Origin of the sequence: Roseivivax jejudonensis (assembly GCF_900172265.1) — a bacterium.
GTDB lineage: Bacteria > Pseudomonadota > Alphaproteobacteria > Rhodobacterales > Rhodobacteraceae > Roseivivax > Roseivivax jejudonensis.
Genome location: NZ_FWFK01000004.1, coordinates 385,822 through 409,797, shown reverse-complemented (window position 1 = coordinate 409,797; position 23,976 = coordinate 385,822). Strand labels below are relative to the sequence as shown.

At 69.2% G+C, this 23,976-nt stretch carries 22 protein-coding genes; 16 read left to right on the top strand and 6 right to left on the bottom strand.

Features of this window, described 5'->3' with window-relative positions; genetic code table 11:
- Positions 1 to 3: 3 nt before the first annotated feature.
- Entirely contained in the window at positions 4 to 1,992 is a 1,989-nt protein-coding gene (locus tag ROJ8625_RS12840) for a peptidoglycan -binding protein (protein WP_085792279.1), read from the top strand.
- A 33-nt stretch (positions 1,993 to 2,025) separates the two neighbouring features.
- On the opposite strand, the gene ROJ8625_RS12835 is transcribed toward ROJ8625_RS12840, so the two are convergent.
- The 3 genes from ROJ8625_RS12835 to gloB all read right to left on the bottom strand — a co-directional run bounded on the left by ROJ8625_RS12835 (position 2,026) and on the right by gloB (position 6,257).
- Positions 2,026 to 2,988, bottom strand: coding sequence for a M23 family metallopeptidase (locus ROJ8625_RS12835; RefSeq protein WP_085792278.1), 963 nt, complete (start codon positions 2,986 to 2,988; stop codon positions 2,026 to 2,028).
- Complete coding sequence (clpA, locus tag ROJ8625_RS12830) at positions 2,988 to 5,315, bottom strand: ATP-dependent Clp protease ATP-binding subunit ClpA (RefSeq protein WP_085792277.1); 2,328 nt, start codon at positions 5,313 to 5,315, stop codon at positions 2,988 to 2,990. The genes ROJ8625_RS12835 and clpA overlap by 1 nt, the downstream gene beginning before the upstream one ends.
- 174 nt (positions 5,316 to 5,489) lie before the next feature.
- The gene (gene gloB / locus ROJ8625_RS12825) at positions 5,490 to 6,257 is read right to left on the bottom strand and encodes a hydroxyacylglutathione hydrolase (RefSeq protein ID WP_085792448.1); all 768 of its coding nucleotides are present in this window, start codon (positions 6,255 to 6,257) and stop codon (positions 5,490 to 5,492) included.
- Positions 6,258 to 6,337: 80 nt separating this feature from the next.
- Between gloB and ROJ8625_RS12820 the strand changes: the two genes are divergently transcribed.
- From ROJ8625_RS12820 to ROJ8625_RS12790, 7 genes are all read left to right on the top strand, one after another.
- The gene (locus ROJ8625_RS12820; RefSeq protein WP_085792276.1) at positions 6,338 to 7,075 is read left to right on the top strand and encodes a methyltransferase domain-containing protein; all 738 of its coding nucleotides are present in this window, start codon (positions 6,338 to 6,340) and stop codon (positions 7,073 to 7,075) included.
- A gap of 298 nt (positions 7,076 to 7,373) precedes the next feature.
- On the top strand, positions 7,374 to 7,940 hold the full coding sequence (locus tag ROJ8625_RS12815) for a F0F1 ATP synthase subunit delta (protein ID WP_200813316.1): 567 nt from the start codon (positions 7,374 to 7,376) through the stop codon (positions 7,938 to 7,940).
- A complete protein-coding gene (gene atpA / locus ROJ8625_RS12810; protein ID WP_085792275.1) occupies positions 7,941 to 9,479 on the top strand; it encodes a F0F1 ATP synthase subunit alpha in 1,539 nt (512 codons plus the stop codon). It begins immediately after the preceding gene.
- A gap of 12 nt (positions 9,480 to 9,491) precedes the next feature.
- Positions 9,492 to 10,379 carry a F0F1 ATP synthase subunit gamma gene (locus ROJ8625_RS12805; RefSeq protein WP_085792274.1) on the top strand — a complete coding sequence of 296 codons (888 nt, stop codon included), beginning with the start codon at positions 9,492 to 9,494 and terminating at the stop codon, positions 10,377 to 10,379.
- A gap of 22 nt (positions 10,380 to 10,401) precedes the next feature.
- Entirely contained in the window at positions 10,402 to 11,826 is a 1,425-nt protein-coding gene (gene atpD / locus ROJ8625_RS12800) for a F0F1 ATP synthase subunit beta (protein WP_085792273.1), read from the top strand.
- A gap of 45 nt (positions 11,827 to 11,871) precedes the next feature.
- On the top strand, positions 11,872 to 12,309 hold the full coding sequence (locus ROJ8625_RS12795; protein WP_085792272.1) for a F0F1 ATP synthase subunit epsilon: 438 nt from the start codon (positions 11,872 to 11,874) through the stop codon (positions 12,307 to 12,309).
- A 161-nt stretch (positions 12,310 to 12,470) separates the two neighbouring features.
- Entirely contained in the window at positions 12,471 to 12,821 is a 351-nt protein-coding gene (locus tag ROJ8625_RS12790; RefSeq protein WP_085792271.1) for an H-type lectin domain-containing protein, read from the top strand.
- A 64-nt stretch (positions 12,822 to 12,885) separates the two neighbouring features.
- Here ROJ8625_RS12790 and ROJ8625_RS12785 read toward each other — a convergent pair whose 3' ends face one another.
- Complete coding sequence (locus ROJ8625_RS12785) at positions 12,886 to 13,896, bottom strand: ribose-phosphate pyrophosphokinase (protein WP_085792270.1); 1,011 nt, start codon at positions 13,894 to 13,896, stop codon at positions 12,886 to 12,888.
- Positions 13,897 to 13,989: 93 nt separating this feature from the next.
- Here ROJ8625_RS12785 and ROJ8625_RS12780 point away from each other — a divergent pair, with 93 nt between their 5' ends.
- Both ROJ8625_RS12780 and ROJ8625_RS12775 read left to right on the top strand, forming a co-directional pair.
- On the top strand, positions 13,990 to 14,589 hold the full coding sequence (locus ROJ8625_RS12780; protein WP_085792269.1) for a 2-hydroxychromene-2-carboxylate isomerase: 600 nt from the start codon (positions 13,990 to 13,992) through the stop codon (positions 14,587 to 14,589).
- Positions 14,589 to 15,422: an alpha/beta fold hydrolase gene (locus tag ROJ8625_RS12775; RefSeq protein ID WP_085792268.1), complete on the top strand. Its 834-nt coding sequence runs from the start codon at positions 14,589 to 14,591 to the stop codon at positions 15,420 to 15,422. Before ROJ8625_RS12780 ends, ROJ8625_RS12775 begins: the two co-directional genes overlap by 1 nt.
- On the opposite strand, the gene ROJ8625_RS12770 is transcribed toward ROJ8625_RS12775, so the two are convergent.
- Positions 15,388 to 15,825 carry an Lrp/AsnC family transcriptional regulator gene (locus ROJ8625_RS12770; protein WP_085792267.1) on the bottom strand — a complete coding sequence of 146 codons (438 nt, stop codon included), beginning with the start codon at positions 15,823 to 15,825 and terminating at the stop codon, positions 15,388 to 15,390. The two genes, ROJ8625_RS12775 and ROJ8625_RS12770, sit on opposite strands and share 35 nt — an antisense overlap.
- A gap of 102 nt (positions 15,826 to 15,927) precedes the next feature.
- Here ROJ8625_RS12770 and ROJ8625_RS12765 point away from each other — a divergent pair, with 102 nt between their 5' ends.
- The 6 genes from ROJ8625_RS12765 (at position 15,928) to ROJ8625_RS12740 (ending at position 22,696) form a co-directional block, all read left to right on the top strand.
- Complete coding sequence (locus tag ROJ8625_RS12765; protein ID WP_085792266.1) at positions 15,928 to 17,055, top strand: type III PLP-dependent enzyme; 1,128 nt, start codon at positions 15,928 to 15,930, stop codon at positions 17,053 to 17,055.
- 78 nt (positions 17,056 to 17,133) lie between these two features.
- Entirely contained in the window at positions 17,134 to 19,428 is a 2,295-nt protein-coding gene (locus tag ROJ8625_RS12760; protein ID WP_085792265.1) for a xanthine dehydrogenase family protein molybdopterin-binding subunit, read from the top strand.
- 203 nt (positions 19,429 to 19,631) lie between these two features.
- The gene (locus ROJ8625_RS12755; protein WP_085792264.1) at positions 19,632 to 20,102 is read left to right on the top strand and encodes a CoA-binding protein; all 471 of its coding nucleotides are present in this window, start codon (positions 19,632 to 19,634) and stop codon (positions 20,100 to 20,102) included.
- Between the two features lie 83 nt (positions 20,103 to 20,185).
- Complete coding sequence (locus tag ROJ8625_RS12750; protein ID WP_085792263.1) at positions 20,186 to 20,911, top strand: carboxyltransferase domain-containing protein; 726 nt, start codon at positions 20,186 to 20,188, stop codon at positions 20,909 to 20,911.
- Entirely contained in the window at positions 20,908 to 21,912 is a 1,005-nt protein-coding gene (locus tag ROJ8625_RS12745; RefSeq protein WP_085792262.1) for a 5-oxoprolinase subunit C family protein, read from the top strand. Before ROJ8625_RS12750 ends, ROJ8625_RS12745 begins: the two co-directional genes overlap by 4 nt.
- Positions 21,913 to 21,925: 13 nt before the next feature.
- On the top strand, positions 21,926 to 22,696 hold the full coding sequence (locus ROJ8625_RS12740; protein WP_085792261.1) for a LamB/YcsF family protein: 771 nt from the start codon (positions 21,926 to 21,928) through the stop codon (positions 22,694 to 22,696).
- A 4-nt stretch (positions 22,697 to 22,700) separates the two neighbouring features.
- Here ROJ8625_RS12740 and ROJ8625_RS12735 read toward each other — a convergent pair whose 3' ends face one another.
- A complete protein-coding gene (locus tag ROJ8625_RS12735) occupies positions 22,701 to 23,966 on the bottom strand; it encodes a glycerate kinase type-2 family protein (RefSeq protein WP_085792260.1) in 1,266 nt (421 codons plus the stop codon).
- Between the last annotated feature and the right edge of the window lie 10 nt (positions 23,967 to 23,976).

The window sequence follows — 23,976 nt, the reverse complement described above, 5'->3', positions numbered from 1 at the left end:
GCCATGGCGCTGGCGCGCCGATCCGGGCAACGCGTCCAGACCGCGATCTGGCCGGGCTTCGTCGACGCGATGACCGGCCTTCTGCTCGTGCTCATGTTCGTGCTGACGATCTTCATGGTGATCCAGTTCGTCCTGCGCGAGACGATCACCGGGCAGGAGACCCAGATCGAAAGCCAGGAAAGCCGGCTGTCGCAGCTGGCCGCCGAGGTCTCCTCGCTCGCCTCGGCGCTCGGGGTGGCCGAGCGCGAGAACGCGGCGCTCGAGGGACAGCTGGGCGAGCTGACGGCGACGCTCGACGACACCGAGACGCGGCTGGCCGAGCAGGATGCCATCATTCGCCAATTGTCCGAGACGCGCGATGCGCAGGCGGCGGATCTTGCCGCGGCCGAGGCCGAAATCGCCGATTTCGAGGACCGGGTCGCGGCGCTTCTGGCACGGCAGGAGGAGGCCGAGGCCGAGGTCGCGGCTCTGAGTGCGTCCGAGGCGGACCTGACCGCGGCGCGCGACGCGCTGGCCGAGGAGCGCGACGCGCTGGAATTGGCGCTGGCGAAGGCGCGGTCCGAGACCGACCGCGAGGCCGAGGCCGCGCGGCTGGCCGCGGCGCAGCGCGAGGCGCTCGAGGCGCTGGTGGCCGATCTGCGTGCCGAGGGCGACGCGGCGAGCGGCCGGATCGCCGCGCTTTCGGGCGAGGTCGAGGGGCTGGAGGCGCAGCTGACCGAAGAAGAGCAGGCCCGGCTGGCCGAGGCGGAGGCCGCGCGGGCGCTGCGCGCCCGGCTCGAGGCCGCCAACGCCGAACTGACGGCGATGACGCTGGCGCTCGAAGCCGAGCGCGCGGAGGCGGAGGAGACGCTGACATTGCTGGCCGCGGCGCGGGCGGCGGAGGACGACCTGAACGCGCGCCTCGCGCAGGCGCTGGCCGAGGCGGATGCGGCGCAGTCGGCAACGGCGCGCATCGCCGCCCTCGAGGACGAAACCGCGGCACTTGAGGCGGAGTTGGCAGCGCAGGGCGCCGCAGCCGAGGAGCGGGCGCAAACGGCCGAGACGCTGCGGGCGGAGCTCGACGTCGCCGAGGCGCGTTCGGCGGAGCTGTCGGAACTGCTGGCCGCCGCGGTCGCGGCGCAAGAGGCGGCCGAGCTGTCGGAGACCGAGGTGCGCGACCGGCTGGTCGCGGCGCTGGCGGCGCGGCAGGAGGCCGAGGGCGCTGCCGAGGATGCGCAGACGCAGGCCGACACACGCGCGGCGCTTCTCGAAACGGCGCGCGCCGAGCTGGCGACCGAGAGCGACCGGGCCGACGAGGCGGTGCGCCAGACCGAGCTTTTGAACCAGCAGGTCGCGACGTTGCGCACGCAGCTGTCGCAGCTGCAGGCGCTGCTCGACGATTACAAGGCGCGCGACGCGGCGGCGCAGGTGGAGCTGCAGACCCTTGGCCAGGACCTGAACCAGGCGCTGGCCCAGGTCGCCGCCGAGGAGCGCCGCCGGCGCGCGCTGGAAGAGGCGGAGCGCCAGCGGCTTGAGGCGGAGGCGCAGGACCTGGAGCGCTACCGATCGGAGTTCTTCGGGCGGCTGCGCGAGGTTCTGGGCGACACCGAGGGTGTCCGGATCGAAGGCGACCGGTTCGTCTTTTCCTCCGAGGTGTTGTTCGCGCAGGGCGCGGACACGCTGTCGCCGCAGGGGCGGCAGGAGATCGCGCGCGTGGCCGACATTCTGCAGCGCGTGGCCGCGGACATCCCCGACGAGCTCGACTGGGTGATCCGCGTCGACGGGCATACCGACGACACGCCGGTGCGCGCAAACGCACGGTTCGAGGACAACTGGGATCTGAGCCAGGCGCGGGCGCTGTCAGTGGTGCGCTACCTCATCGACGAACACGGCCTGTCGCCGCAGCGGCTGGCTGCCAACGGGTTCGGACAGTACCAGCCGATCAATCCCGCTGACACCGCGGAGGCGCGGGCTCAGAACCGGCGCATCGAGCTTAAGCTGACGGAGGGCTGAGGACGCACGCGCACCCTCTTGCGGGCGCGTGTCTCAGTCGGAGGTGACGTCGATCTCGGCGTGGCGGATGGCGATCACGGTATCCCCGCGGGTGTGCCGGACGCTGCCGTGATAAGTGCCCTCGGGCCAGCCCGTGTCGGGGGCGCGGCGGCCGACGGCGCGAAAGAGCTGCGCGCGACTTTCTTCGATCATCACGTCCTCGGCAAAGATCTCGCCCTCCGGCCCCTTAGCAGACAGGTTCAGGACATCGCCGGCCTCTGGATAGAAGGCGTGGCCGTAGAGCACGAGCGGCTCGTTCGGCGCAGAGCGCTTGTGCCGCGCGGCGCCCGACTGCACGTCCTCGAAGGTCGGCACTTCGATCGAGAAACCGGCGGTGAAGAGCCCCGAGCGGATATACGCGGGAGGATCCAGCCAGAGCGTGTCGCCGCCGGCGCCGCAGGTCGCGGTGCTGTCCGGCGCGAAGGGATCGACCCGCTCGGAGCCGCGCAAGAGCGCGAAATGCACGTGAGGATAATTGGTTTCGCCCGACAGCCCGACCTGGCCCAGCGTGTCGCCGGCCGAAACCCGGTCGCCGCTCGACACGGCGATGGAGCCCTTCTTCATGTGGCAGTAGAGCGACTGGTACCCGTTGTCGTGGCCGATGCGCACGGCGTTGCCGCACTCGCGTCCTTCGATCGCGGCGCGGCGTTCGGGCGTGAAGGGGATGTCGTCCTCGTCGTCTCGGGTCGCCTCGACCACGCCGTCGGCCGCCGCGAGCACGTCGACGCCACGCTCCATCGCGTTGAAGGACAGAAGCGCGAAGTCCGTGCCGTAGTGCGCGTCGCGCGACTTGATCCCGCAGGTATAGTCCTGCTGCCCGGGGCCGGGCTGGACGTCGTGATAATCCTCGATGAAGCAGTCCTGCCCGAGCGTGCAGTCGAGCGGCACGGACAGAAAAGCCTCCGCCGCGGCAGGCGCGGCGGAGGCGATCAGGATCGCTGCACTGGCGCGCAGCATCACTCTGCGGTCAGCAGCGGCGGACGCTTCGACGACAGGCGCCGCTTCTCGGGACCGTCGAGATCCAGCTGCAGCGTGTCGTCCTTGACCGACACGCGGACGACGCCGCCCTTCTGGAGCTTGCCGAAGAGCAGCTCTTCGGCGAGCGGCTTCTTGATGTGCTCCTGGATGACGCGGCCCAGCGGGCGAGCCCCCATCTTGTCGTCGTAGCCCTTCTCGGCCAGCCAGTCGGCGGCGGGACGGGTCAGCTCGATCGTGACGCCACGGTCCAGAAGCTGGGCCTCGAGTTGCAGCACGAACTTTTCGACGACCTGCAGGATCACCTCGCGCGGCAGCGGCTTGAACGAGATCACCGCGTCGAGACGGTTGCGGAATTCCGGCGTGAAGGTCCGCTCGATCGCCGCGGTGTCCTCGCCCTCGCGACGGTCCCGGCCAAAGCCGATCGCCGCCTTCGCCTGCTCTGTCGCGCCGGCATTCGAGGTCATGATGAGGATCACGTTGCGGAAATCGACCGTCCGGCCGTTGTGGTCGGTCAGCGAGCCGTGGTCCATCACCTGCAGCAGGATGTTGTAGACATCCGGGTGCGCCTTCTCGATCTCGTCGAGCAGCAGCACGCAGTGCGGGTGCTGATCCACGCCGTCGGTCAGCTGGCCGCCCTGGTCGAACCCGACATAGCCCGGCGGTGCGCCGATCAGACGGCTGACGGCGTGCTTCTCCATGTATTCCGACATGTCGAAGCGCAGCATCTCCACGCCGAGCGTATCGGCCAGCTGCTTGGCGACCTCGGTCTTGCCGACGCCGGTCGGACCCGCGAACAGGTAGTTGCCGATCGGCTTTTCCGGTTCGCGCAGGCCGGCCCGTGCCAGCTTGATCGCCGAGGACAGCGCCTCGATCGCCGGATCCTGGCCGAAGACCACGCGCTTCAGCGAGCCCTCGAGATCGCGCAGGACTTCTGCGTCGTCTTTCGACACGTTCTTCGGCGGGATGCGGGCGATCTTGGCCACCACGGCCTCGATTTCCTTCACGCCGATGGACTTGCGCCGCTTCGATTCGGCCACGAGGTGCTGGGCCGCACCGGCTTCGTCGATCACATCGATCGCCTTGTCGGGCAGCTTGCGGTCGTTGATGTAGCGCGCCGAAAGCTCGACCGCCGTCTTGATCGCATCGTTGGTGTACTTGATCGCGTGATGCTCCTCGAAATAGGGCTTCAGGCCCTTGAGGATCTTCACGCTGTCCTCGACGGACGGCTCGTTGACGTCGATCTTCTGGAACCGGCGGCTAAGCGCGCGGTCCTTCTCGAAGTGCTGGCGGAACTCCTTGTAGGTGGTGGAGCCCATGGTGCGCAGCCGCCCGCCCTGAAGCGCAGGCTTCAGGAGGTTGGAGGCGTCCATCGCGCCGCCCGATGTCGCGCCGGCGCCGATCACGGTGTGGATCTCGTCGATGAACAGCACCGCGTCGGGATGCTCCTCGAGCTCGTTGACCACGGCCTTCAGACGCTCCTCGAAGTCGCCGCGGTAGCGGGTCCCGGCGAGCAGCGCGCCCATGTCGAGCGAGTAGATGGTCGTGTTGGCGAGAACCTCCGGCGTATCGCCGTTGACGATCTTGCGCGCGAGGCCTTCGGCGATTGCGGTCTTGCCGACGCCGGGATCGCCCACGAGCAGCGGGTTGTTCTTGCGCCGGCGGCACAGCACCTGGATGCAGCGCTCGACCTCGCCGTCGCGCCCGATCAGCGGGTCGACGTCCCCCTTGCGGGACTTCGCGTTGAGATCGACGCAATACTTGCCGAGAGCCGATTCCTTCTGGTCGCCGGCGGCGGCGGTTTCTGCCTGCTGGGCTTCTTCCTCCTCGGCGGCACCCTGGACCGGGCGGCTTTCGCCGTAGGCGGGGTTCTTGGCGACGCCATGTGCGATGAAGTTCACCGCGTCGTACCGCGTCATTTCCTGCTCCTGCAGGAAGTAGGCCGCGTTCGATTCCCGCTCGGCGAAGATGGCGACGAGCACGTTTGCGCCGGTGACCTCGGTGCGGCCCGACGACTGCACGTGGATGGCGGCGCGCTGAATGACACGCTGGAAGGCCGCGGTCGGCACCGCCTCCGATCCTTCGATGTCGGTGACGAGGTTGGACAGGTCACCGTCGATGAATTCGACCAGGCTGGTGCGAAGGTCCTCTGTATCGACGTCGCACGCCTTCATCACGCGGGCGGCATCCGGTTCGTCGACCAGCGCGAGAAGGAGATGCTCGAGCGTCGCGAACTCATGGCTGCGCGAATTCGCCAGCGCCAGCGCCGCGTGGATGGCCTGCTCAAGAGTGTTCGAGAATGAAGGCACGGGTTATGTGCTCCTCTTGTCTGCGCCGGAGGCCGCAGCCTCCAACTTTGCCTCTTGAAGTTAAAGTTCGGTCGATCGACCCACTGCTTCAAGTATTTTCTGTGACGGTCGCCCTCACAATCGGCGTGACCAAGGCGACTGCGTGACCTCTGTGCGTCATCCGCCCGGGTGACGTCAGAAGGCGTCCTTGCGGCGCCGGATCTCGGCAAAGACCTCGGCCGCGGGGGCATCCATCATATCCAGGTTGCGGCGGACGGGCTCGTCGGCCGCACGGAGAAACGGATTGGTGGCGAGTTCATCGGAGAGGCGCGACGGCACCGTGGGCTCGCCCCGGGCCCGGGCCGCCGCGATGGCGTCAGCACGAGATTTAAGCGCTGAACTGTCCGGTTCAATAGTGAGCGCGAACTCGGCATTCTTCTGGGTATATTCGTGGCCCGAACAGATCGTCGTCTCGGGATCGAGAACGGTGAATTTCTGCAGGCTGTCCCACATTTGCTCCATGCTGCCTTCGAAAACCCGGCCGCAGCCGAGCGCCATCAGGCTGTCGGCGGTGAACGCGATCGTGGAGCCCGGAAGGTGAAAGGCGATGTGGCCCACGGTGTGCCCGGAGACGTCCATCACGTGCACCTCCTCGCCGCCGAAGGTGAAGCTGTCGCCATCGGATACCGCGCGGTCGAGCGGCGGCAGACGATGGGTGTCGGCGCGCGCGCCGGTGACCTTTGCCGGATGCTTCGCCAGAAGCGCCTCGACGCCCTGGATGTGATCCGCGTGGTGGTGGGTCAGCCAGATCTCCGACAGCGTCCAGCCGCGCTCGCGCAGCGCCGCGTCGATCGGCGCGGCCTCCGGAACGTCGATCACCGCCGTCGCGCCACTGTCGTCATCATGCAACAGGAACGTGTAGTTATCCGACAAGGCGGGGAGGGTCACGAGATCGAGGGTCATTTCCATTTCGCTCCGTGTCAGTAAGAGTCCGCATCGGACGTGTCCGGCCAGAGGCTAGGACGTAGCCCGGGAGCGCTGCAATGCATCTCGACGTGCGCACCCTGCGCGACTTTTATTATCGCAACGCGCTCGGCCGCGTGGCGCAGAAGATCGTGCGCGACCGGGTCCGCACGACATGGCCCGACACGCACGGTCACACGGTGGCGGGCTACGGCTTCGCGCTGCCGCTGCTGCGCCCGTTCCTCGCGGATTCGCGCCGGGTCGTGGCGCTCATGCCGGCGCCGCAGGGCGTGATGCACTGGCCCGCGGGGCTGCCGAACGTATCGGTTCTCAGCCACGAGACGGACTGGCCGCTGGAGACCGGGCACGTGGACCGGCTCGTGGTGATGCACGGGCTCGAGACCTGCGACAACGCGTCGGCGCTTCTCGACGAATGCTACCGGGTGCTGGGCCCGGGGGGCGAGGCGCTGTTCGTGGTGCCAAACCGGTCGGGCCTCTGGGCGCGGTCGGACCGCACGCCCTTCGGATACGGGCGCCCGTATTCGCGCGGCCAGCTCGAGGCGCAGCTCAAGGCGCACGACTTCATCCCCGAGGATCATGTCTCGGTGCTCTACCAGCCGCCGTCGACACGGCGGTTCTGGATGCGCACGGGTCCGTTGTGGGAGCGCGTCGGCCGGTCGATCCCCGCGGTCATGGCCGGCGGCGTCATGATGGTCCTGGCGTCCAAGCGCTATCCGCCGACGCGGCGCGGTATCGGCGAGCGCGTGCGCGAGCCGCTGGGGTCGCTGGCGCCCAAACCGGTGGCAAAGCCCGTCTGATCCCGTGCCGCGCTGCGGCGACCGTTGCAATCGCGCCGGCGCCCGCGAGTCAGGCGCGGGGGCTCACGAAAAAGCGAACCGGTTAAGCCACATGCCGCGCGCAGATGGTCGCAGGTGGCGCGATCGCCCTGAAAACAGGGGCTTTCGGGCGCCCGTAAAAAACCTCTTACCATGTTGCGGGGTGGGGGTGCCTCTGCTACATCCGCGCTGATTTTGACGCCTTGGCCCGTGTCCGAGGCTCCACCGCTCCGCCTCCTGGCCTCGCGAAGGCGGCCACGGGGGCTCGACATACGGAAGGATGGACGTGTCCGAACCAGCTTCGATTTCCTCCGGTATCGCCGAGCGTTACGCCGCCGCCCTGTTTTCCCTCAGCAAGGAAGAGGGTGCGCTCGACACGCTCGAACGGGATGTTGACGACCTGGCGCAGGCGCTGTCCGACAGCGACGAGCTGTCCGAACTGATCCACTCGCCGGTCTACAGCCGCGACACGCAGTCGGCAGCGATCGGCGCGGTCGCCGAAAAGATGGGCCTGTCGACGCCGGTGCGGAACACGCTCGCGCTCATGGCGTCCAAGCGGCGCCTGTTCGTCCTGCCGGCGCTGATCGCGCAGCTGCGCGACATGATCGCCGAAGAAAAGGGCGAGGTGACCGCCGACGTCACTTCCGCGGTCGAGCTGACCGACGCGCAGCGCAGTGCGCTGGCCGATACGCTCAAGTCCAAGGTCGGCCGCGACGTCAAGCTGAACACCAAGGTGGACGCCGGCCTGATCGGCGGTCTCGTTGTCAGGGTGGGCTCGAAGATGATCGACACCTCGATCCGCTCGAAGCTCGCCTCCCTCCAGAATGCCATGAAAGAGGTCGGATAAATGGGTATCCAAGCAGCCGAGATTTCGGCGATCCTGAAGGAGCAGATCAAGAACTTCGGTCAGGAGGCCGAGGTCGCCGAGGTCGGTCGCGTCCTGTCGGTCGGCGACGGCATCGCGCGCGTGCACGGCCTCGACAACGTCCAGGCGGGCGAGATGGTCGAGTTCCCGGGCGGCATCCGCGGCATGGCGCTGAACCTCGAGACCGATAACGTCGGCGTGGTGATCTTCGGCTCCGACCGCGAGATCCGCGAAGGCGACGTGGTCAAGCGCACCAACTCGATCGTGGACGTGCCGGTGGGTGACGCGCTGCTCGGCCGCGTGGTCGACGGTCTCGGCAACCCGATCGACGGCAAGGGCCCGATCGAAGCGGCACAGCGTTCGGTCGCGGACGTGAAGGCGCCGGGCATCATGCCGCGCAAGTCGGTGCACGAGCCGATGGCCACTGGCCTCAAGGCCGTCGACGCGATGATCCCGATCGGCCGCGGCCAGCGCGAGCTGATCATCGGCGACCGCCAGACCGGCAAGACTGCAGTGGCGCTCGACACGATCCTGAACCAGAAGAGCTACAACGAGGCGGCGGGCGACGACGAGAGCCAGAAGCTCTACTGCGTCTACGTCGCCATCGGCCAGAAGCGGTCCACCGTGGCGCAGCTGGTCAAGAAGCTCGAGGAATCGGGCGCGATCGAATACTCGATCGTCGTCGCCGCAACCGCATCGGACCCCGCGCCGATGCAGTACCTCGCGCCCTACACCGCCACCGCGATGGGCGAGTTCTTCCGCGACAACGGTCGGCACGCGCTGATGGTCTATGACGACCTGTCCAAGCAGGCCGTCGCCTACCGCCAGATGTCGCTTCTGCTGCGCCGCCCGCCGGGCCGCGAAGCCTACCCGGGCGACGTCTTCTACCTGCACTCGCGCCTGCTCGAGCGTTCGGCGAAGCTGAACGAGGAAAACGGTGCCGGCTCGCTGACCGCGCTGCCGATCATCGAAACGCAGGGCGGTGACGTGTCGGCGTTCATTCCGACCAACGTGATCTCGATCACCGACGGCCAGATCTTCCTCGAGACCGACCTGTTCTACCAGGGCATCCGCCCGGCAGTGAACACCGGCCTGTCGGTGAGCCGCGTGGGCTCCTCGGCGCAGACCTCGGCGATGAAGTCGGTCGCCGGCCCGGTGAAGCTGGAGCTTGCGCAATACCGCGAAATGGCGGCGTTCGCGCAGTTCGGCTCGGACCTCGACGCCGCGACCCAGCGCCAGCTGAACCGCGGCGAGCGCCTGACGGAACTGATGAAGCAGCCGCAGTATTCGCCGCTCACCAACGCGGAGATCGTGGTCATCATCTTTGCCGGCACCAACGGCTATCTCGACAACATCCCGACCCGCGACGTGGGCCGGTTCGAGCAGGGGCTGCTCAAGCACCTGCGCGGCCAGAACAAGGACCTTCTCGACTGGATCACCAAGGAAGATCCGAAGGTGAAGGGCGAGGCCGCCGACCGCATCAAGGCCGTGCTGGACGAGTACGCCAAAGACTTCGCCTAAGGAGGACAGCGTATGCCGTCCCTCAAGGACCTGAAAAACCGGATCTCCTCCGTCAAGTCGACGCGGAAGATCACCAAGGCCATGCAGATGGTCGCGGCGGCCAAGCTCCGCCGTGCCCAGGATGCGGCCGAGATGGCCCGCCCCTACGCGGAGCGGTTCAACGCGGTGATGGCGTCGCTCGCGGCGTCGGTGGGTGACAGCGACAGCGCGCCCCGGCTTCTGCGCGGCACCGGCGAGGACAAGGTGCACCTGCTCGTGGTGATGACGGCGGAGCGCGGCCTGTGCGGCGGCTTCAACGCCAACATCGCCAAGCTCGCGCGCCAGAAGGCCGCCTCTCTGCGTGAGCAGGGCAAGGAGGTGAAAATCCTCACCGTCGGCAAGAAGGGCCGCGACGCGCTGCGCCGCGACTACGGCGATCACTTCATCGGCCATGTCGATCTGTCGGACGTGAAGCGCCTGAGCTATCCGGACGCGCAGCGGATTGCGCAGGACGTGCTCGACCGGTTCGATGCCGGGGAGTTCGACGTCGCGACGATCTACTACTCGGTGTTCGAGAACGTGGTCAGCCAGATCCCGACGGAGAAGCAGATCATCCCGGCGCACTACGAGAAAGAGGAGTCCGGCGAGGACGGACAATCCTCGGGCACGCTCTACGATTACGAGCCGTCCGAGGAAGAGATCCTTGCCGATCTGCTGCCGCGCGGTGTCGCGACGCAGATCTTCTCGGCGCTGCTCGAGAACGCCGCATCGGAGCAGGGCGCGCGGATGTCCGCGATGGACAACGCGACCCGCAACGCCGGCGAGATGATCGACGACCTGACCATCGAGTACAACCGAACCCGCCAGGCCGTCATCACCAACGAGCTGATCGAAATTATCTCGGGCGCCGAGGCGCTCTAACGAAACGACCGGAGACGATAAGATGGCAAACGCGAAAGGCAAAGTGACGCAGGTCATCGGCGCCGTGGTCGACGTTCAGTTCGACGACCACCTGCCCGAGATCCTCAACGCGCTCACGACCGACAACAACGGCCGCCGGCTGGTGCTCGAGGTCGCCCAGCACCTGGGCGAGAACACCGTGCGCACCATCGCCATGGACGGCACCGAAGGCCTGGTCCGCGGCCAGGAAGTTGTCGACACCGACGGCCCGATCACGGTGCCGGTGGGCAACGCGACGCTCGGCCGGATCCTCAACGTCGTGGGGGAGCCCGTCGACGAGGGCGACGAGATCAAGGCGGACGAGTATCGCCCGATCCACGCCGAGGCGCCGGACTTCAAGGAGCAGTCGACCGAATCCGAGGTGCTGGTTACCGGCATCAAGGTGATCGACCTGCTGGCCCCCTACGCCAAGGGCGGCAAGATCGGCCTCTTCGGAGGCGCCGGCGTCGGCAAGACCGTTCTGATCATGGAGCTCATCAACAACATCGCGAAGGTGCACTCGGGCTTCTCCGTGTTCGCCGGCGTCGGTGAGCGGACCCGCGAAGGCAACGACCTCTATCACGAGATGGTCGAGTCGAACGTGATCAAGCCCGACAACCTGTCCGAGAGCCAGGTGGCGCTCGTCTATGGCCAGATGAACGAGCCTCCGGGGGCACGGGCCCGCGTCGCGCTGACCGGCCTGACGCTGGCCGAGCAGTTCCGCGACCAGTCCGGCACGGACGTTCTGTTCTTCGTCGACAACATCTTCCGCTTCACGCAGGCGGGTTCCGAGGTGTCGGCGCTTCTGGGCCGGATCCCGTCCGCCGTGGGCTACCAGCCGACGCTGGCGACCGACATGGGCCAGATGCAGGAGCGGATCACCTCGACCAAGGCCGGATCGATCACCTCGATCCAGGCGGTCTATGTGCCCGCGGACGACCTGACCGACCCCGCGCCGGCGACGACCTTCGCCCACCTCGACGCGACGACGGTTCTCAACCGCGCGATCTCCGAGCTCGGTATCTACCCCGCGGTGGACCCGCTCGACAGCTCGTCGCGCCTGATGGATCCGCAGATCCTCGGGGAAGAGCACTACGCCGTCGCGCGTGACGTGCAGGGGATCCTCCAGCGCTACAAGTCGCTGCAGGACATCATCGCGATCCTCGGCATGGACGAGCTGTCGGAAGAGGACAAGCTGACCGTGGCCCGCGCCCGGAAGATCCAGCGGTTCCTGTCGCAGCCGTTCGACGTGGCGAAGGTCTTTACCGGCTCCGACGGCGTTCAGGTGCCGCTCGAGGACACGATCTCGTCGTTCAAGGCCGTGGTCGCGGGCGAGTACGATCACCTGCCCGAGGGCGCCTTCTACATGGTCGGCGGCATCGAGGACGTGAAGGCCAAGGCCGAGAAGATGGCGTCCGAGGCCGCCTGAGACTGATGCCGGGCGGGGTGCGCCCCGCCCAACAAGGAGTGACCAATGGCGGAGACCATGAATTTCGATCTCGTCAGCCCCGAGCGGCGGCTGCTGCAGGAAGAGGTCGCGTCGGTCCAGATCCCCGGTGCAGACGGCGACATGACGGCGATGCCGAACCATGCGCCGCTCATCACGACGCTGCGCCCCGGCATCCTGACGGTCGAGACCGCCAAGGGCGAGACCAAACAGTTCGTCGTGACCGGCGGCTTCGCCGAGCTGGGCGAGGGCCTGTCGGTCCTGGCCGAGCGCGCGCTGCCGCGCGAGGAAATGGATCAGCAGACCTACGAGGATCTCGTCAGCGAAGCCGAGGAAAAGTATCGCAAGGCCAAGGAGTCCTTCGAGAACGAGCCCGGCCCGGTCGACGATGCGGCCAAGCTTCTGGCCGACATGGTTGCTGTCGGTGGCCATATCGGATTGTCCGAGAAGCAGCCGAACCTCTGATCCCGGGCGGGCCTGTCGCTCGCCGGTATCCCGAGATGACAGGGGCGCGCCCGCGGGCGCGCCTCTTTTCGTTTTGCGACTAGGGGGTTGCGACAAGCGAGGGTTTGCAAACCGCCCGCGATCCCCGACACTGTGCGGCACGCACCGGACGGGACGACCGCATGAGGACTTTCGACAGCCATCGCATGGGCGTGGCGCAGGGGACCGTGGAACTGTTCTCGGACTTCGCCGATGGCGGCGAGATGTGGACCGGGTCCGGATCGCGCGAGCGGCGCCGGCGCGTCGAATTTCCCGATCCGTTCAGCGCGCCGCCCGCCGTGCACCTGTCGCTCGCGCTGTGGGATGTCGACGCGGCGGCCAACATGCGCGCCGATCTCTCCACGGAGAACGTCGCCGCCGACGGGTTCGAGATGGTCTTCCGAACCTGGGGCGACACCCGCATCGCGCGCGTGCGCCTGTCGTGGATGGCGATCGGGCCCGTCGCGAGTGAGGATGACTGGACGCTCTATTGACCCCGGCTTCGGGCGCCGCGCGCCCCGGTCCCGATCCGACGACGAGGCGGCCGGACGTTTCGCTTCAGAGGATGCCCTCGTAGATCGGGCCGAGCGTCTCCGTCTCGAACAGTGACGACACGCTGGTGCCGTTCCAGATGTTCAGGATCGCCTGGGCGAACATCGGCGCGGTCGGGACAACGCGGATGTTGGGCGCCGCCTGCGCTTCTTCGGTGCAGGCGATCGAGTCGGTGATCACGAGCGACTTCATGACCGAGTTCGAGATCCGCTCCACCGCCGGGCCCGAGAGCACGCCGTGGGTGATGTAGGCGTGAACCTCGGTCGCGCCGTGTTCCTTGAGCACCTCCGCCGCTTTGCAAAGCGTTCCGGCGGTGTCGCATATGTCGTCGACGATGAAGCATTTCTTGCCAGCGACTTCGCCGATCACGGTCATCTCGGCGACCTCGCCGGCCTTTTCCCGGCGCTTGTCCACGATCGACAGCGGCGCGTCGATCCGCTTGGCGAGCTCACGCGCCCGCGCCACGCCGCCCACGTCGGGCGAGACGACCATCGCATCCTGAAGGTCGCCCTTGAACTGGCTCAGGATGTCGAGCGCGAAGATCGGCGAGGCATAGAGGTTGTCGACCGGGATATCGAAGAAGCCCTGGATCTGCGCGGCGTGCAGATCCATCGTCAGGACCCGCTCGATGCCCGCGCTGGCGATCATGTTGGCCACCAGCTTGGACGTGATCGGCGTGCGCGCCTTGGTGCGCCGGTCCTGCCGCGCGTAGCCGAAATAGGGAATGACCGCGGTGATCCGAGCCGCGGACGACCGGCGCAGCGCGTCGGTCATCACCAGGAGCTCCATCAGGTTGTCGTTGGCCGGGTTCGACGTGGGCTGGATGACGAACATGTCCTCGCCGCGTACGTTCTCGAACACCTCGACAAAGATCTCGCCATCGTTGAAGCGCTCGACCCGCGCGTCGACGAGCCCGACCGACATCCCCCGATAGAGCGACATGCGCCGTGCGATCGCGCGGGCGAGCGGCAGATTCGCGTTTCCGGAGATGAGCTTGGGTTCGATCACGGTGGGCATGCGGCAGGGGCTCCGAGGGGAATCGTCAGGTTGCGGTGCGCTTAGCATGGCCCTACCGTCCGGCAAAGCCGAAGCCCGACGGGAGACGCCGCGATGCCGCATATCGACTACTACTTCTCGACGCTATCGCCGTTCACCTACCTCGCCGGGCTGGGGCTCGAGGAGATCGCGACGCGCCGCGCCGCGTCCATCTCCTACAAGCCGCTGGACATCATGGCGCTGTTCGCGCGCACGGGCGGCACGCCTCCGGCAGAGCGTCACCCCGCACGGCAGGAATACCGCGCGCAGGAGATCCTGCGACTGTCGAAGAAACGCGACATGCAGATGCAGCTGAAGCCCGCCCACTGGCCGACGAACCCCGCGCCCTCGAGCTACGCGATCATCGCGGCGCAGAAGGCCGGCGGCGGCGACCTGGGCGCGCTCGTTCACGGCATTCTGCGTGCCTGCTGGGCCGAGGACCGCGACATCGCCGCCGACGCTACCGTGCGCGACTGCCTGTCCGCGGCGGGGTTCGACCCGGCGCTTGCCGACAGTGGCCTGCTGGCCGGGGCGGAGGCCTATGCCGCGAACCTCGAAGAGGCGGTGGCGCAGGGCGCCTTCGGGTCGCCGTTCTACATCGTCGACGGCGGGCAGCGGTTCTGGGGCCACGACCGGCTGGAGGATCTCGACCTGCATCTCGCGGGCCGGATCTGATGCCAGAGGACGTTCGGGCCGGGCATCCGGTCCGCTGGCGGGTCTTCGGATCGGGCGCGGCGCCGGCACTATTGTTGCATTGCGCGCTGGCGCAGTCGCGGGCCTGGGCCGGGTTGGCCGATGCGCTCGGCGATTTCTGGACGGCAACGGCGCCGGACATGCCGGGGCACGGGCGCAGCGCGCCGTGGGACGGCAAGCGCGACCTGCACGACCTCGTGACCGACATCGCCGCATCGTTCCTCGACCGACCGGCGCATCTCGTGGGGCATTCCTTCGGTGCGACCGTGGCGCTTCGGCTGGCCCAGACGCGGCCGGAGGCGGTGCGATCGCTCACGTTGATCGAGCCGGTGCTCTTTGCCGCGGCGCGGGACGTTGCCCCCGATCGCTTCGCCGCCAACCGCGCGGCGTACGGCCCGCTCGATGCCGCGGCGTCGCGCGGCGACTGGCAGGAGGCGGCACGGCTCTTTACCGCGCGCTGGGGCGAAGGCGACTGGGACGATCTGCCCGAGGCGGCGCGGGAGCGGCTGGCAGGGCAGATGCCGCTGACGCTGTCGGTGGGTGACGTGCTGAACGACGACGCCAAGGGACTTCTCGCGCCCGGCGTGCCCGAGGCGATCGCAGTTCCGGTACGGCTGATCCGCGGCGCCGAATCCGATCCGATCATGGCCGCTGTGCACGAGGGGCTTGCCGCGCGCCTTCCGGGCGCGCGCGCGAGCGTCATCCCCGGCGCCGGGCACATGGTGCCGATCACCCATGCCGAGGCAGTGGCCGAGGTCTTGCGCGGCGATCTCGCCGCGCTCAGCGACGGTCGATCTTGGTCGACAGGTGGATGAGACTTTCCGAGCTCTTCACGCCCTGAACCTCGCCGATCCGGTCGAGGGTGCGGTCGAGCGCCTCGGTCGTGTCCGCGACCACCTCGAGGATCATATCCACGCGGCCGCTCGTGGTGTGTGCGGCCTCCACGCCCGGAAGCGCCTTCAGGCGCGCCAGAACCGCGGGGCCGGAGCGCGGTTCGATCGACACGAGCACGGTGGCGCGCAGCGCGGGGCGCATCCGCGCGCCGGTGCGCAATGTGTAGCCCGCGATCACCCCGCGTGATTCAAGCCGCTCGATCCGCGCCTGCACGGTGGTGCGCGCGATCCCCAGCCGACGGGCGAGCGCCGCCACGGAGGCCCGGGCATCCTCGGCCAGCGCGGCGAGGAGCGCTGCATCGGTTTCGTCGATTTGCCTGTCCATGTCGTCGCTCTGCCCGGTTTTGACGCCACTCTGTCAGATATGACGCGAGACTTCGACATTTGCCGCGGTGATCCTGAGAAAAACACGAGCAGGAGCGGCAGGATGACCACGCACGACATACCCGCAACCGACCCGGTCGCGCATCTGGTCCGGCGGCGCCCCGACGCGCCGGTCTTCTTCTTCCGGCCCGACCGGCTCGCCGAGACGGCGCGGCGGTTCCGCGCGGAGTTTCCGGGACAGGTGACCTACGCGGTCAAGGCCAACCCCGCGCCGGAAATCCTCGAGACGCTGGCATCGGCCGGGATCGCGGCGTTCGACGTGGCCTCGCCGGAAGAGATGGCGCGCGTGCGCGCGGCGGCGCCGGGGGCAGTGCTGCACTACAACAATCCCGTGCGCTCGGGCGACGAGATCGCGGCGGGCCGCGCCCGGGGCGTCGCCTCGTGGTCGGTCGACCGGGCCTCGGAGCTCGACAAGCTGTCGGCTCTTGCGCCCGGCACCGAGGTATCGGTGCGCCTGCGCCTGCCGGTCGCCGGCGCGGTCTACGATTTCGGGGCCAAGTTCGGGGCCGATCCCGACGTCGCGGCGGAGCTTCTGAGGCAGGTGGCGGCGCGCGGGCTGACCCCGTCGATGACCTTCCATCCCGGAACGCAGTGTACCGACGGTGCGGCCTGGGCGCGCTACATCCACGCGGCAGCCGACGTCGCCGCGCGGGCGTGTGTCCCGCTGGCGCGGCTGAACGTGGGCGGCGGGTTTCCGTCGCACCGCGACGCCGATGCGCCGGACCTCGCGCGTATCTTCGACGCGATCGGGTCCGCTGCGCGCACGGCCTTCGACGCGCCGCCGACGCTCCTGTGCGAACCCGGGCGCGCGATGGTTGCCGAGGCCGTCACGCTGTGCCTGCGGGTCAAGGCGACGGGCGCGGAGGCGATCACCCTGAACGACGGCGTCTATGGCGCGCTCGGGGAATGGCGCGACCTGCCGCCCGCGGCACGGATCCGCGTCGTCTCGCCCGACGGAGCCGCGCGGCGCGGGGACCCCGTGCGCCGCGTCGTGTTCGGGCCGACCTGCGACAGCCTCGACCGCTTGCCCGACGCCCTGCCGCTGCCCGGCGACGTGGCCGAGGGCGATTACGTGCTGATCCCGGGCATGGGCGCCTATGGTGCGGCGCTGGTCACCGGGTTCAACGGCTACGGCGCGCGCGACGTCGTCACGCTCGGGGCGGCCGAGTGACGCGCGCCGGGCGCGGGGCTGGACACTGCGAGCGGCCTCTCTAGTCTCCGCCTCACCCGGCCACAGCGAGGACGCCCCATGGAAAAGTTCGGCAAGAGCCAGCCCGTCACACGTGTCGAGGATCTGCGCTTCCTCACCGGGGCGGGCCGCTACATCGACGACACCGCGCCGGAGGACGCGCTCTTCGCCCATGTTTTCCGGTCGCCGGTCGCACACGCCGACATCACCGGTCTCGACGTTTCGGCCGCGCGCGGGGCCGAGGGCGTTCATGCGGTGCTGACGGCCGCGGACCTCGCGGAGGCCGGCCTGACGCTCGGCCTGCCGACGGTCATGGTGCCCAACCGGGACGGCACGAAGACCGAGCCGCCGCGCCGCCCGATCCTGGCCGAGGGCCGCGTGCGCTTCGTGGGCGAACCGGTCGCGGTCGTGTTCGCCGAGAGCGCCGAGGCGGCGAAGGATGCGGCCGAGCTGATCGAGCTCGATCTCGTCGACCGGCCGGCACAGATGGCCACGGCGCCCGGCGACACGCCGATCCACGATGCGCTGCCCGACAACCGCGCCTTCGACTACGGCATCGGCGACGAGGCCGCGACGGCCGCCGCCTTCGACGCCGCGGCGCGCGTGGTGCGCCTGACGGTCGAGAACAGCCGCGTGATCTCGAATCCGATGGAGGTGCGCGGCTGCCACGCGACATGGGACGGCGCGCGGCTGCATTTCGCCTTTTCCGGGCAGGGCGTTTGGGAGATGAAGAAGCTCCTCGCCAAGGCGTTCGGCCTCGAGGCCGACGATGTGCACGTCACCACGCCCGACGTCGGCGGCGGCTTCGGCACCAAGACCATGCCCTATCCCGAGTATTTCCTGGTCGCGTACGCGGCGCGGCATCTCGGCCGCCCGGTGCGCTGGTTCTCCGAGCGGGGCGAGGCGATGCTGTCGGACAATTCCGGGCGCGACCTCGTTTCCGACGCGGAGCTGGCCTTTGACGCGGACAACCGGATCACCGGGTATCGCGTGCATACCCGCTCGAATCTCGGTGCCTACCTGTCGGGGTTCGGGCCGCTGATGCAGACGCATCTCTTCAGCCGCGTCCTGACCGGCGTCTACGACGTGCCGACGGCCTGGCTGCGTTCGGAGGGGTATTTCACCAACACCACGCAGGTGGACGCCTATCGCGGGGCCGGACGGCCCGAGGCGAACTACCTGCTCGAGCGGATGATGGACCGCGCCGCGCGGGAACTGGGGGTCGATCCGTGGGAGCTGCGCCGCATCAACTTCATCAGGCCCGAGCAATTCCCCTACACGACCGTCACCGGTGAGACCTACGACGTGGGCGCGTTCGGACGTGTGCTCGATTCGGCGGCCCAGGCGACCGAAGCGGCCGGCTTCGCCGCGCGCCGCGCCGCCTCGGAGGCCGAGGGCAAGCTGCGCGGGCAGGGGATCTGCTACTACATCGAGGCGATCCTCGGCTCTCCGTCGGAAGACGTGCGCATCGAATTCGAGGATGGCGGCGCGGTGATGTATGTCGGTACGCAGTCGAACGGGCAGGGCCACGAAACGGTCTATCGCCAGTTCCTGTCGGACCAGACCGGAATCCCGGTCGACGCGATCCGCGTCGTCCAGGGCGACAGCGACCTGATCGCGCGGGGCGGCGGCACGGGCGGGTCGCGCTCTGTCACCGTGCAGACCAACGTGACTCTCACGGCGGTCGACCAGATCGTCAGCGCATTCAAGACCTTCCTCGCCCCGGAGATGGGCGTGCCGGAAGACGCGATCACGTGGGACGACGAGCGGTTCCGCGCCGAAGGATCCAACATCTCGCCGACGATCCTCGAGGTCGCCGAGATGGCGCGGGCGGCCGGCCGCGAGGACCTGCTGGTGCATTCGGCCACCGCCCAGCTCGAGGCGCGATCGTTCCCGAACGGCGCGCACGTGGCCGAGGTCGAGGTCGATCCCGAGACCGGACAGGTCCGCGTCGACCGCTACGGCGTGGTCGACGATTTCGGCAACCTCGTGAACCCGTTGCTGGTCGAGGGCCAGGTGCATGGCGGCGTGGCGCAGGGTCTGGGGCAGGCGTTGCTCGAACGGGTCGTCTACGACGAGGACGGGCAGCTGCTGACCGCGTCCTTCATGGACTACGCGATGCCCCGGGCGGACAATCTGCCGATGATCGGCTTCTCGACCGAACCCGTGCCCTCGACGGCCAACCAGCTCGGCATGAAAGGGTGCGGCGAAGCCGGGACCGTCGGCGCCATCGCGGCGGTGGCCAACGCGGTGCAGGACGCGCTCTGGGATCGCGGCGTGCGTCAGGCGGACATCCCGTTCACCCCGATGCGGGTGTGGGAAATGCTCGAGACCGGCGCCGTGGCGGCCGAGTGACCCGACACCTTGGGGCAAAGGTCAAGAGTTTTCGTTCACGAACGCTTTACGGGCCTTCACACTGTGGCTTTTGGGTCCATATTGCTGTGTAGGCCGCGGGATCGGAACCCCCGCGAGACCTTCACTGTCCCTCGTTCCGTACCTGGCGCCCAAGGTTTTCCTTGGGCGCTTTTTTCTTGCCGTCACACGGGCTAGAGCAGGGCATGAGCTATTCGGACGCCTATCTGAAATCGCTGCTGACCCGCGCGAAGACGATCGCGGTGGTCGGCGCCTCGCCGAATCCGGTCCGGCCGTCGAATTACGTCGGCCGATACCTGTCGCGGCGCGGCTACCGGGTGATCGCGATCAACCCGGGCCATGCGGGCACCGAGCTCTTCGGCGAAACCGTCCGCGCAGGCCTCGACGAGCTGGCCGACGAGGGCGTGGACATGCTCGACATCTTCCGTCGCTCGGACGCCGTGCCGGCCATCGTCGATGAGGCGCTGGCCACCCTGCCGGATCTCAGGCTCGTGTGGATGCAGATCGGGGTGCGCAACGAGGAGGCGGCGGCAACAGCCGAGGCGCGCGGTCTCGACGTCGTGCAGGACCGCTGTCCCAAGATCGAGCATCAGCGTCTGTTCGGCGAGTTGCGAAAGGGCGGCTTCGCCACCGGGGTGATCTCCTCGAAGCTCTGACCGGCCCTGGCGCGCGCCGCCGCAGTCTCTCGGGTCTTGTCCTCCGCCCGACGGGAGCGTTTTGTGTGCTCCGGAGGATGCGGATGACCGAACGCTTTCCAAGGATCGACGCGGTGGGCACGGAGGGGCTTCTTGTCCGCTTCGCCGACCGGCTGAGCGAGCCCGCCAATCGCGCGGCGCTGGCCTATCGCGCGGCGTTCGCGGCCGAGGCGCCGGACGGCGTGTCGGAAACCGCGACCTCTCTCGTCTCGGCTTACCTGAGGCTGTCGCACGATGCGGACCCGGAAAGGGTGGAGGCCGCGGCGCGGCAGCTTCTCGAAACGCGCGACTGGACCGAGGCGCCGCTGCCCGCGGGACGCCGGCACTGGCGCGTGCCGACGCTTTACGGCACGGACCGCGCCCCGCAACTGGCCGAGGCGGCGGAGGCCGCCGGACTGGACGCCGAGACGGCGGTGGCGGAGCTGTCGGCGGCCCGGCTGCGCGTGACGACGATCGGCTTCGCGCCGGGCCAACCCTATCTCGGCACGTTGTCCGAGGCGTGGGACATTCCCCGCCGCTCCGAGCTCGCGCAGGTGCCGGCTGCGGCGCTCGTGGTGGCGGTGCGACAGCTCGTGCTCTTCGCGGTCGGTTCGCCGACAGGATGGCGGCATGTCGGCCAGACCGGGCTTCGGCTGTTCCGGCCCGAGGCCGAGACTCCCTTCGTGCTGCGCCCGGGCGACGAGGTCAGCTTTCCCGCCGTCGACGAGGCGCGCTTTGCCGAGGTCGAGGCCGCCGAAGACGGCGGTGCCGATTGGGAGGATATCGCATGAGCGGGTTGCGCGTCCTGTCCGCCGGTCCGCAGGTCACCGTCCAGGATCTCGGCCGGCCCGGCTGGATCGCGGAGGGGCTGTCGCGCGGCGGTGCGATGGATGTCGACGCGCTCCACGAGGGCGCGGCGCTCCTGCGGCAGGACGCCGGGCTCGCGGCGCTCGAGATGGCCGGGACCGGCGGCACCTTCGTGGCCGAGGGCGACCTCCGGATCGCGCTGACCGGTGCGCCGATGCGCGCGCGGATCGACGGCGCGGCCGTGAGCTGGGCCGCGAGCCATGACCTGCCGGACGGCGCGCGGCTGGAGATCGGGCCGGCCGAGGCCGGGCTCTACGGCTACCTGCATCTCGGCGGCGGCGTGGACGTGGCGCCCGTGCTCGGCGGCCGGGGTGCGCACCTCGCGGCGGGCCTCGGCGCGCCGCTTGCCCGGGGCGACGTCGTGCCCGCCGGGAGCGAAGACGGGCCGACCGGCCTGAAGCTGACGCCCGAGGCCAGGTTCTCCGGCGGCACGATCCGCGTCGCGCCGAGCCTGCAGACGGCGTTCTTCCCGGAGGAGACGCGCACGCGGTTCGAGCAGACGGCCTTTGCCAAGGACCCGCGGTCGAACCGGCATGGCGCGCGGCTCGCCTTCGAGGGCGAGGGGTTCGGCGTCGAAGGCGGGCTCAGCGTCGTGTCCGAGGTGATCGTGCCCGGTGACATCCAGATCACCGGGGACGGCGTGCCCTACGTCCTGATGGCCGAAAGCCAGACCACCGGGGGTTATCCGCGCATCGGCACGGTCATACCTCCGGACCTGCCGCGCGTGGCACAGGCGGCGCCGGGCGTCGCGCTGTCGTTCCGGTTCGTCACGCTCGAGGAGGCGCGAACGGCGGTCGCGGCGCATCGCGAGCTGCTGGCCGGGCTGCGCGGGCGCGTCGCGCCCCTCGTGCGCGACCCGGCCGACATTCCCGACCTTCTGTCCTACACGCTGGTCGGCGGGGTCACCGCCGGCGACGAGCTCTGAGAAAGGCAACGCGATGGATCACGTGGACCTCAACGCCGACATGGGCGAAAGCTTCGGCCCCTGGCCGATGGGCGACGATGCCGCGCTGCTCGATGTCGTGACGTCTGCCAACATCGCCTGCGGCTTTCACGCCGGCGACCCTGACGTGATGGCGGCGACGATGGCGGCCGCGGTGGCCAACGACGTGGGCATCGGCGCGCATCCGGGATTTCGCGATCTCGAAGGGTTCGGCCGCCGACGGATCCAGATGACGCCCGGTGCGCTCGCGCACGCGGTCCAATACCAGGTCGCCGCCGCCCAGGGCATGGCGCGCGCGGCGGGTGGCACGGTCCGACATCTGAAGCTGCATGGCGCGATGGCGAACATGGCCGCCGAGGACGAGGCGATGGCGCGCACCGCCTACGAGGCCGCGCTCGCGCTCGATCCCGACATGATCGTCATGGTTCTCGCCGGCACCGCGCAGGAACGGGCGGCGCGGTCGCTGGGCTGCATCTGGGCCGGAGAGATCTTTGCCGACAGGGCCTACAACGACGATGCCACGCTGGTGGATCGGGCAGAGCCCGGCGCGGTGATCCACGACCCCGAGATCGCGGCGCGACGGATGGTGGAGATGGTGGGCGCCGGCGCGATCGTGGCCGAAAGCGGCGCACGCATTCCCGCCGCGGTCGACACGATCTGCCTGCACGGCGACGGCAAGACGGCACTCGCGATCGCGCGCGCCGTGCGCGACGGGCTCAAGGCCGCGGGCGTGACGTTGCGCCGGTTCGAGGGGCGGCGCGACTGAGCGTTCAGCCGTCGGCCGGTGGTGCGAGGATCAGTGCCTGCACGTCTGCCACGTTGGTGCCGGTGGGCGCGACCCGCAGAAGGTCACCCGACAGTTCGAGCGCGGCGTAGCTGTCGTTGTCCGCCAAAAGCGCGCGGGCATCGCCGCCGGCGGCCCTGATCCGCACGGGCGTTCCGGCATCGACGATCGCGCCGGCCGCGTCGGTCGGCCCGTCGCGCCCGTCCGTCCCGCCGGACAGGAACACCCATGCCGCCCCGGTCTCCGGCGCGGTGAGCGCGACGCGGAGCGCCAGTTCCTGGTTGCGTCCGCCTGTGCCGTGGCCGGCCAACCGAACGGTGGTCTCGCCCCCGAAGAGGAGCGCGATCGGGTGGTCGGTCTGCTCGAACCGCTCGACGATCCGCTTGGCGGCCCGGGCAACATCGCCGACGAGCGCCGCGTCGACGATCCGCGCCGGCACGCGCTGCGTCGTTGCTTCCGCCTCCATCGCCTCGAGCGACATCCGGTTCGATCCGATCAGGACGTTGCGCGCCTTGGGCACGGGACCTGGCGCCGCCGCAGCCTCGAGCCGGCGCCGCGCCGGGGCGGGCAGGGCGGACCACAGGCCGGCCCGGGTCAGGAGTGCGCGAGCCTCGTCGGCGGTGCCGAGCGGGCCCGCGGTTGGCCCCGACGCGACGGCACGCAGATCGTCGCCGATCACGTCCGACAGGATGTAGGCCGTCACCTCGGCCGGCGCCGCGCGGCGTGCCATGCCGCCGCCTTTCAGCTCCGACAGGTGCTGGCGGACCAGGTTGACCTCTTCGATCGCGAGGCCCCCGGCCAGGAGCGCACGGGTCGCATCGCGCTTGTTCGCGAGCGTGAGCGGCGGCGCCGGTGCCGGCAGAAGCGCCGAGCCCCCGCCCGAAACCAGCGCGATCACGCGGTCGCCCGGCCCGGCCTCGTCCAGAAGCGTCAGCACCTCTTCCGCGGCGGCCACCCCGTCGGCATCCGGTTCGGGGTGGCCGGCGGTCAGGACCCGGGCGCCCGGCACGTCGGCCCCGTTGCCGTGATGGGTTACCACGAGCGCGGCATCGGCACCGCCCAGCCGGTCGAGCGCGGCGCGCGCCATGGCCGGTGCGGCCTTGCCGAACGCCACGAGGAACGTCCGCCCGGTCACGCTGCGCGGCGGATCCGTTGCCATTGCGCGGGTGAGGGCGCGCGCGGGATCGGCGGCGGCGACCGCGGCATCGTAGAGCCGCCGCGCGAGGTCTCGCAGATCCGTCGCCTCGGACATCTCCGTCTCC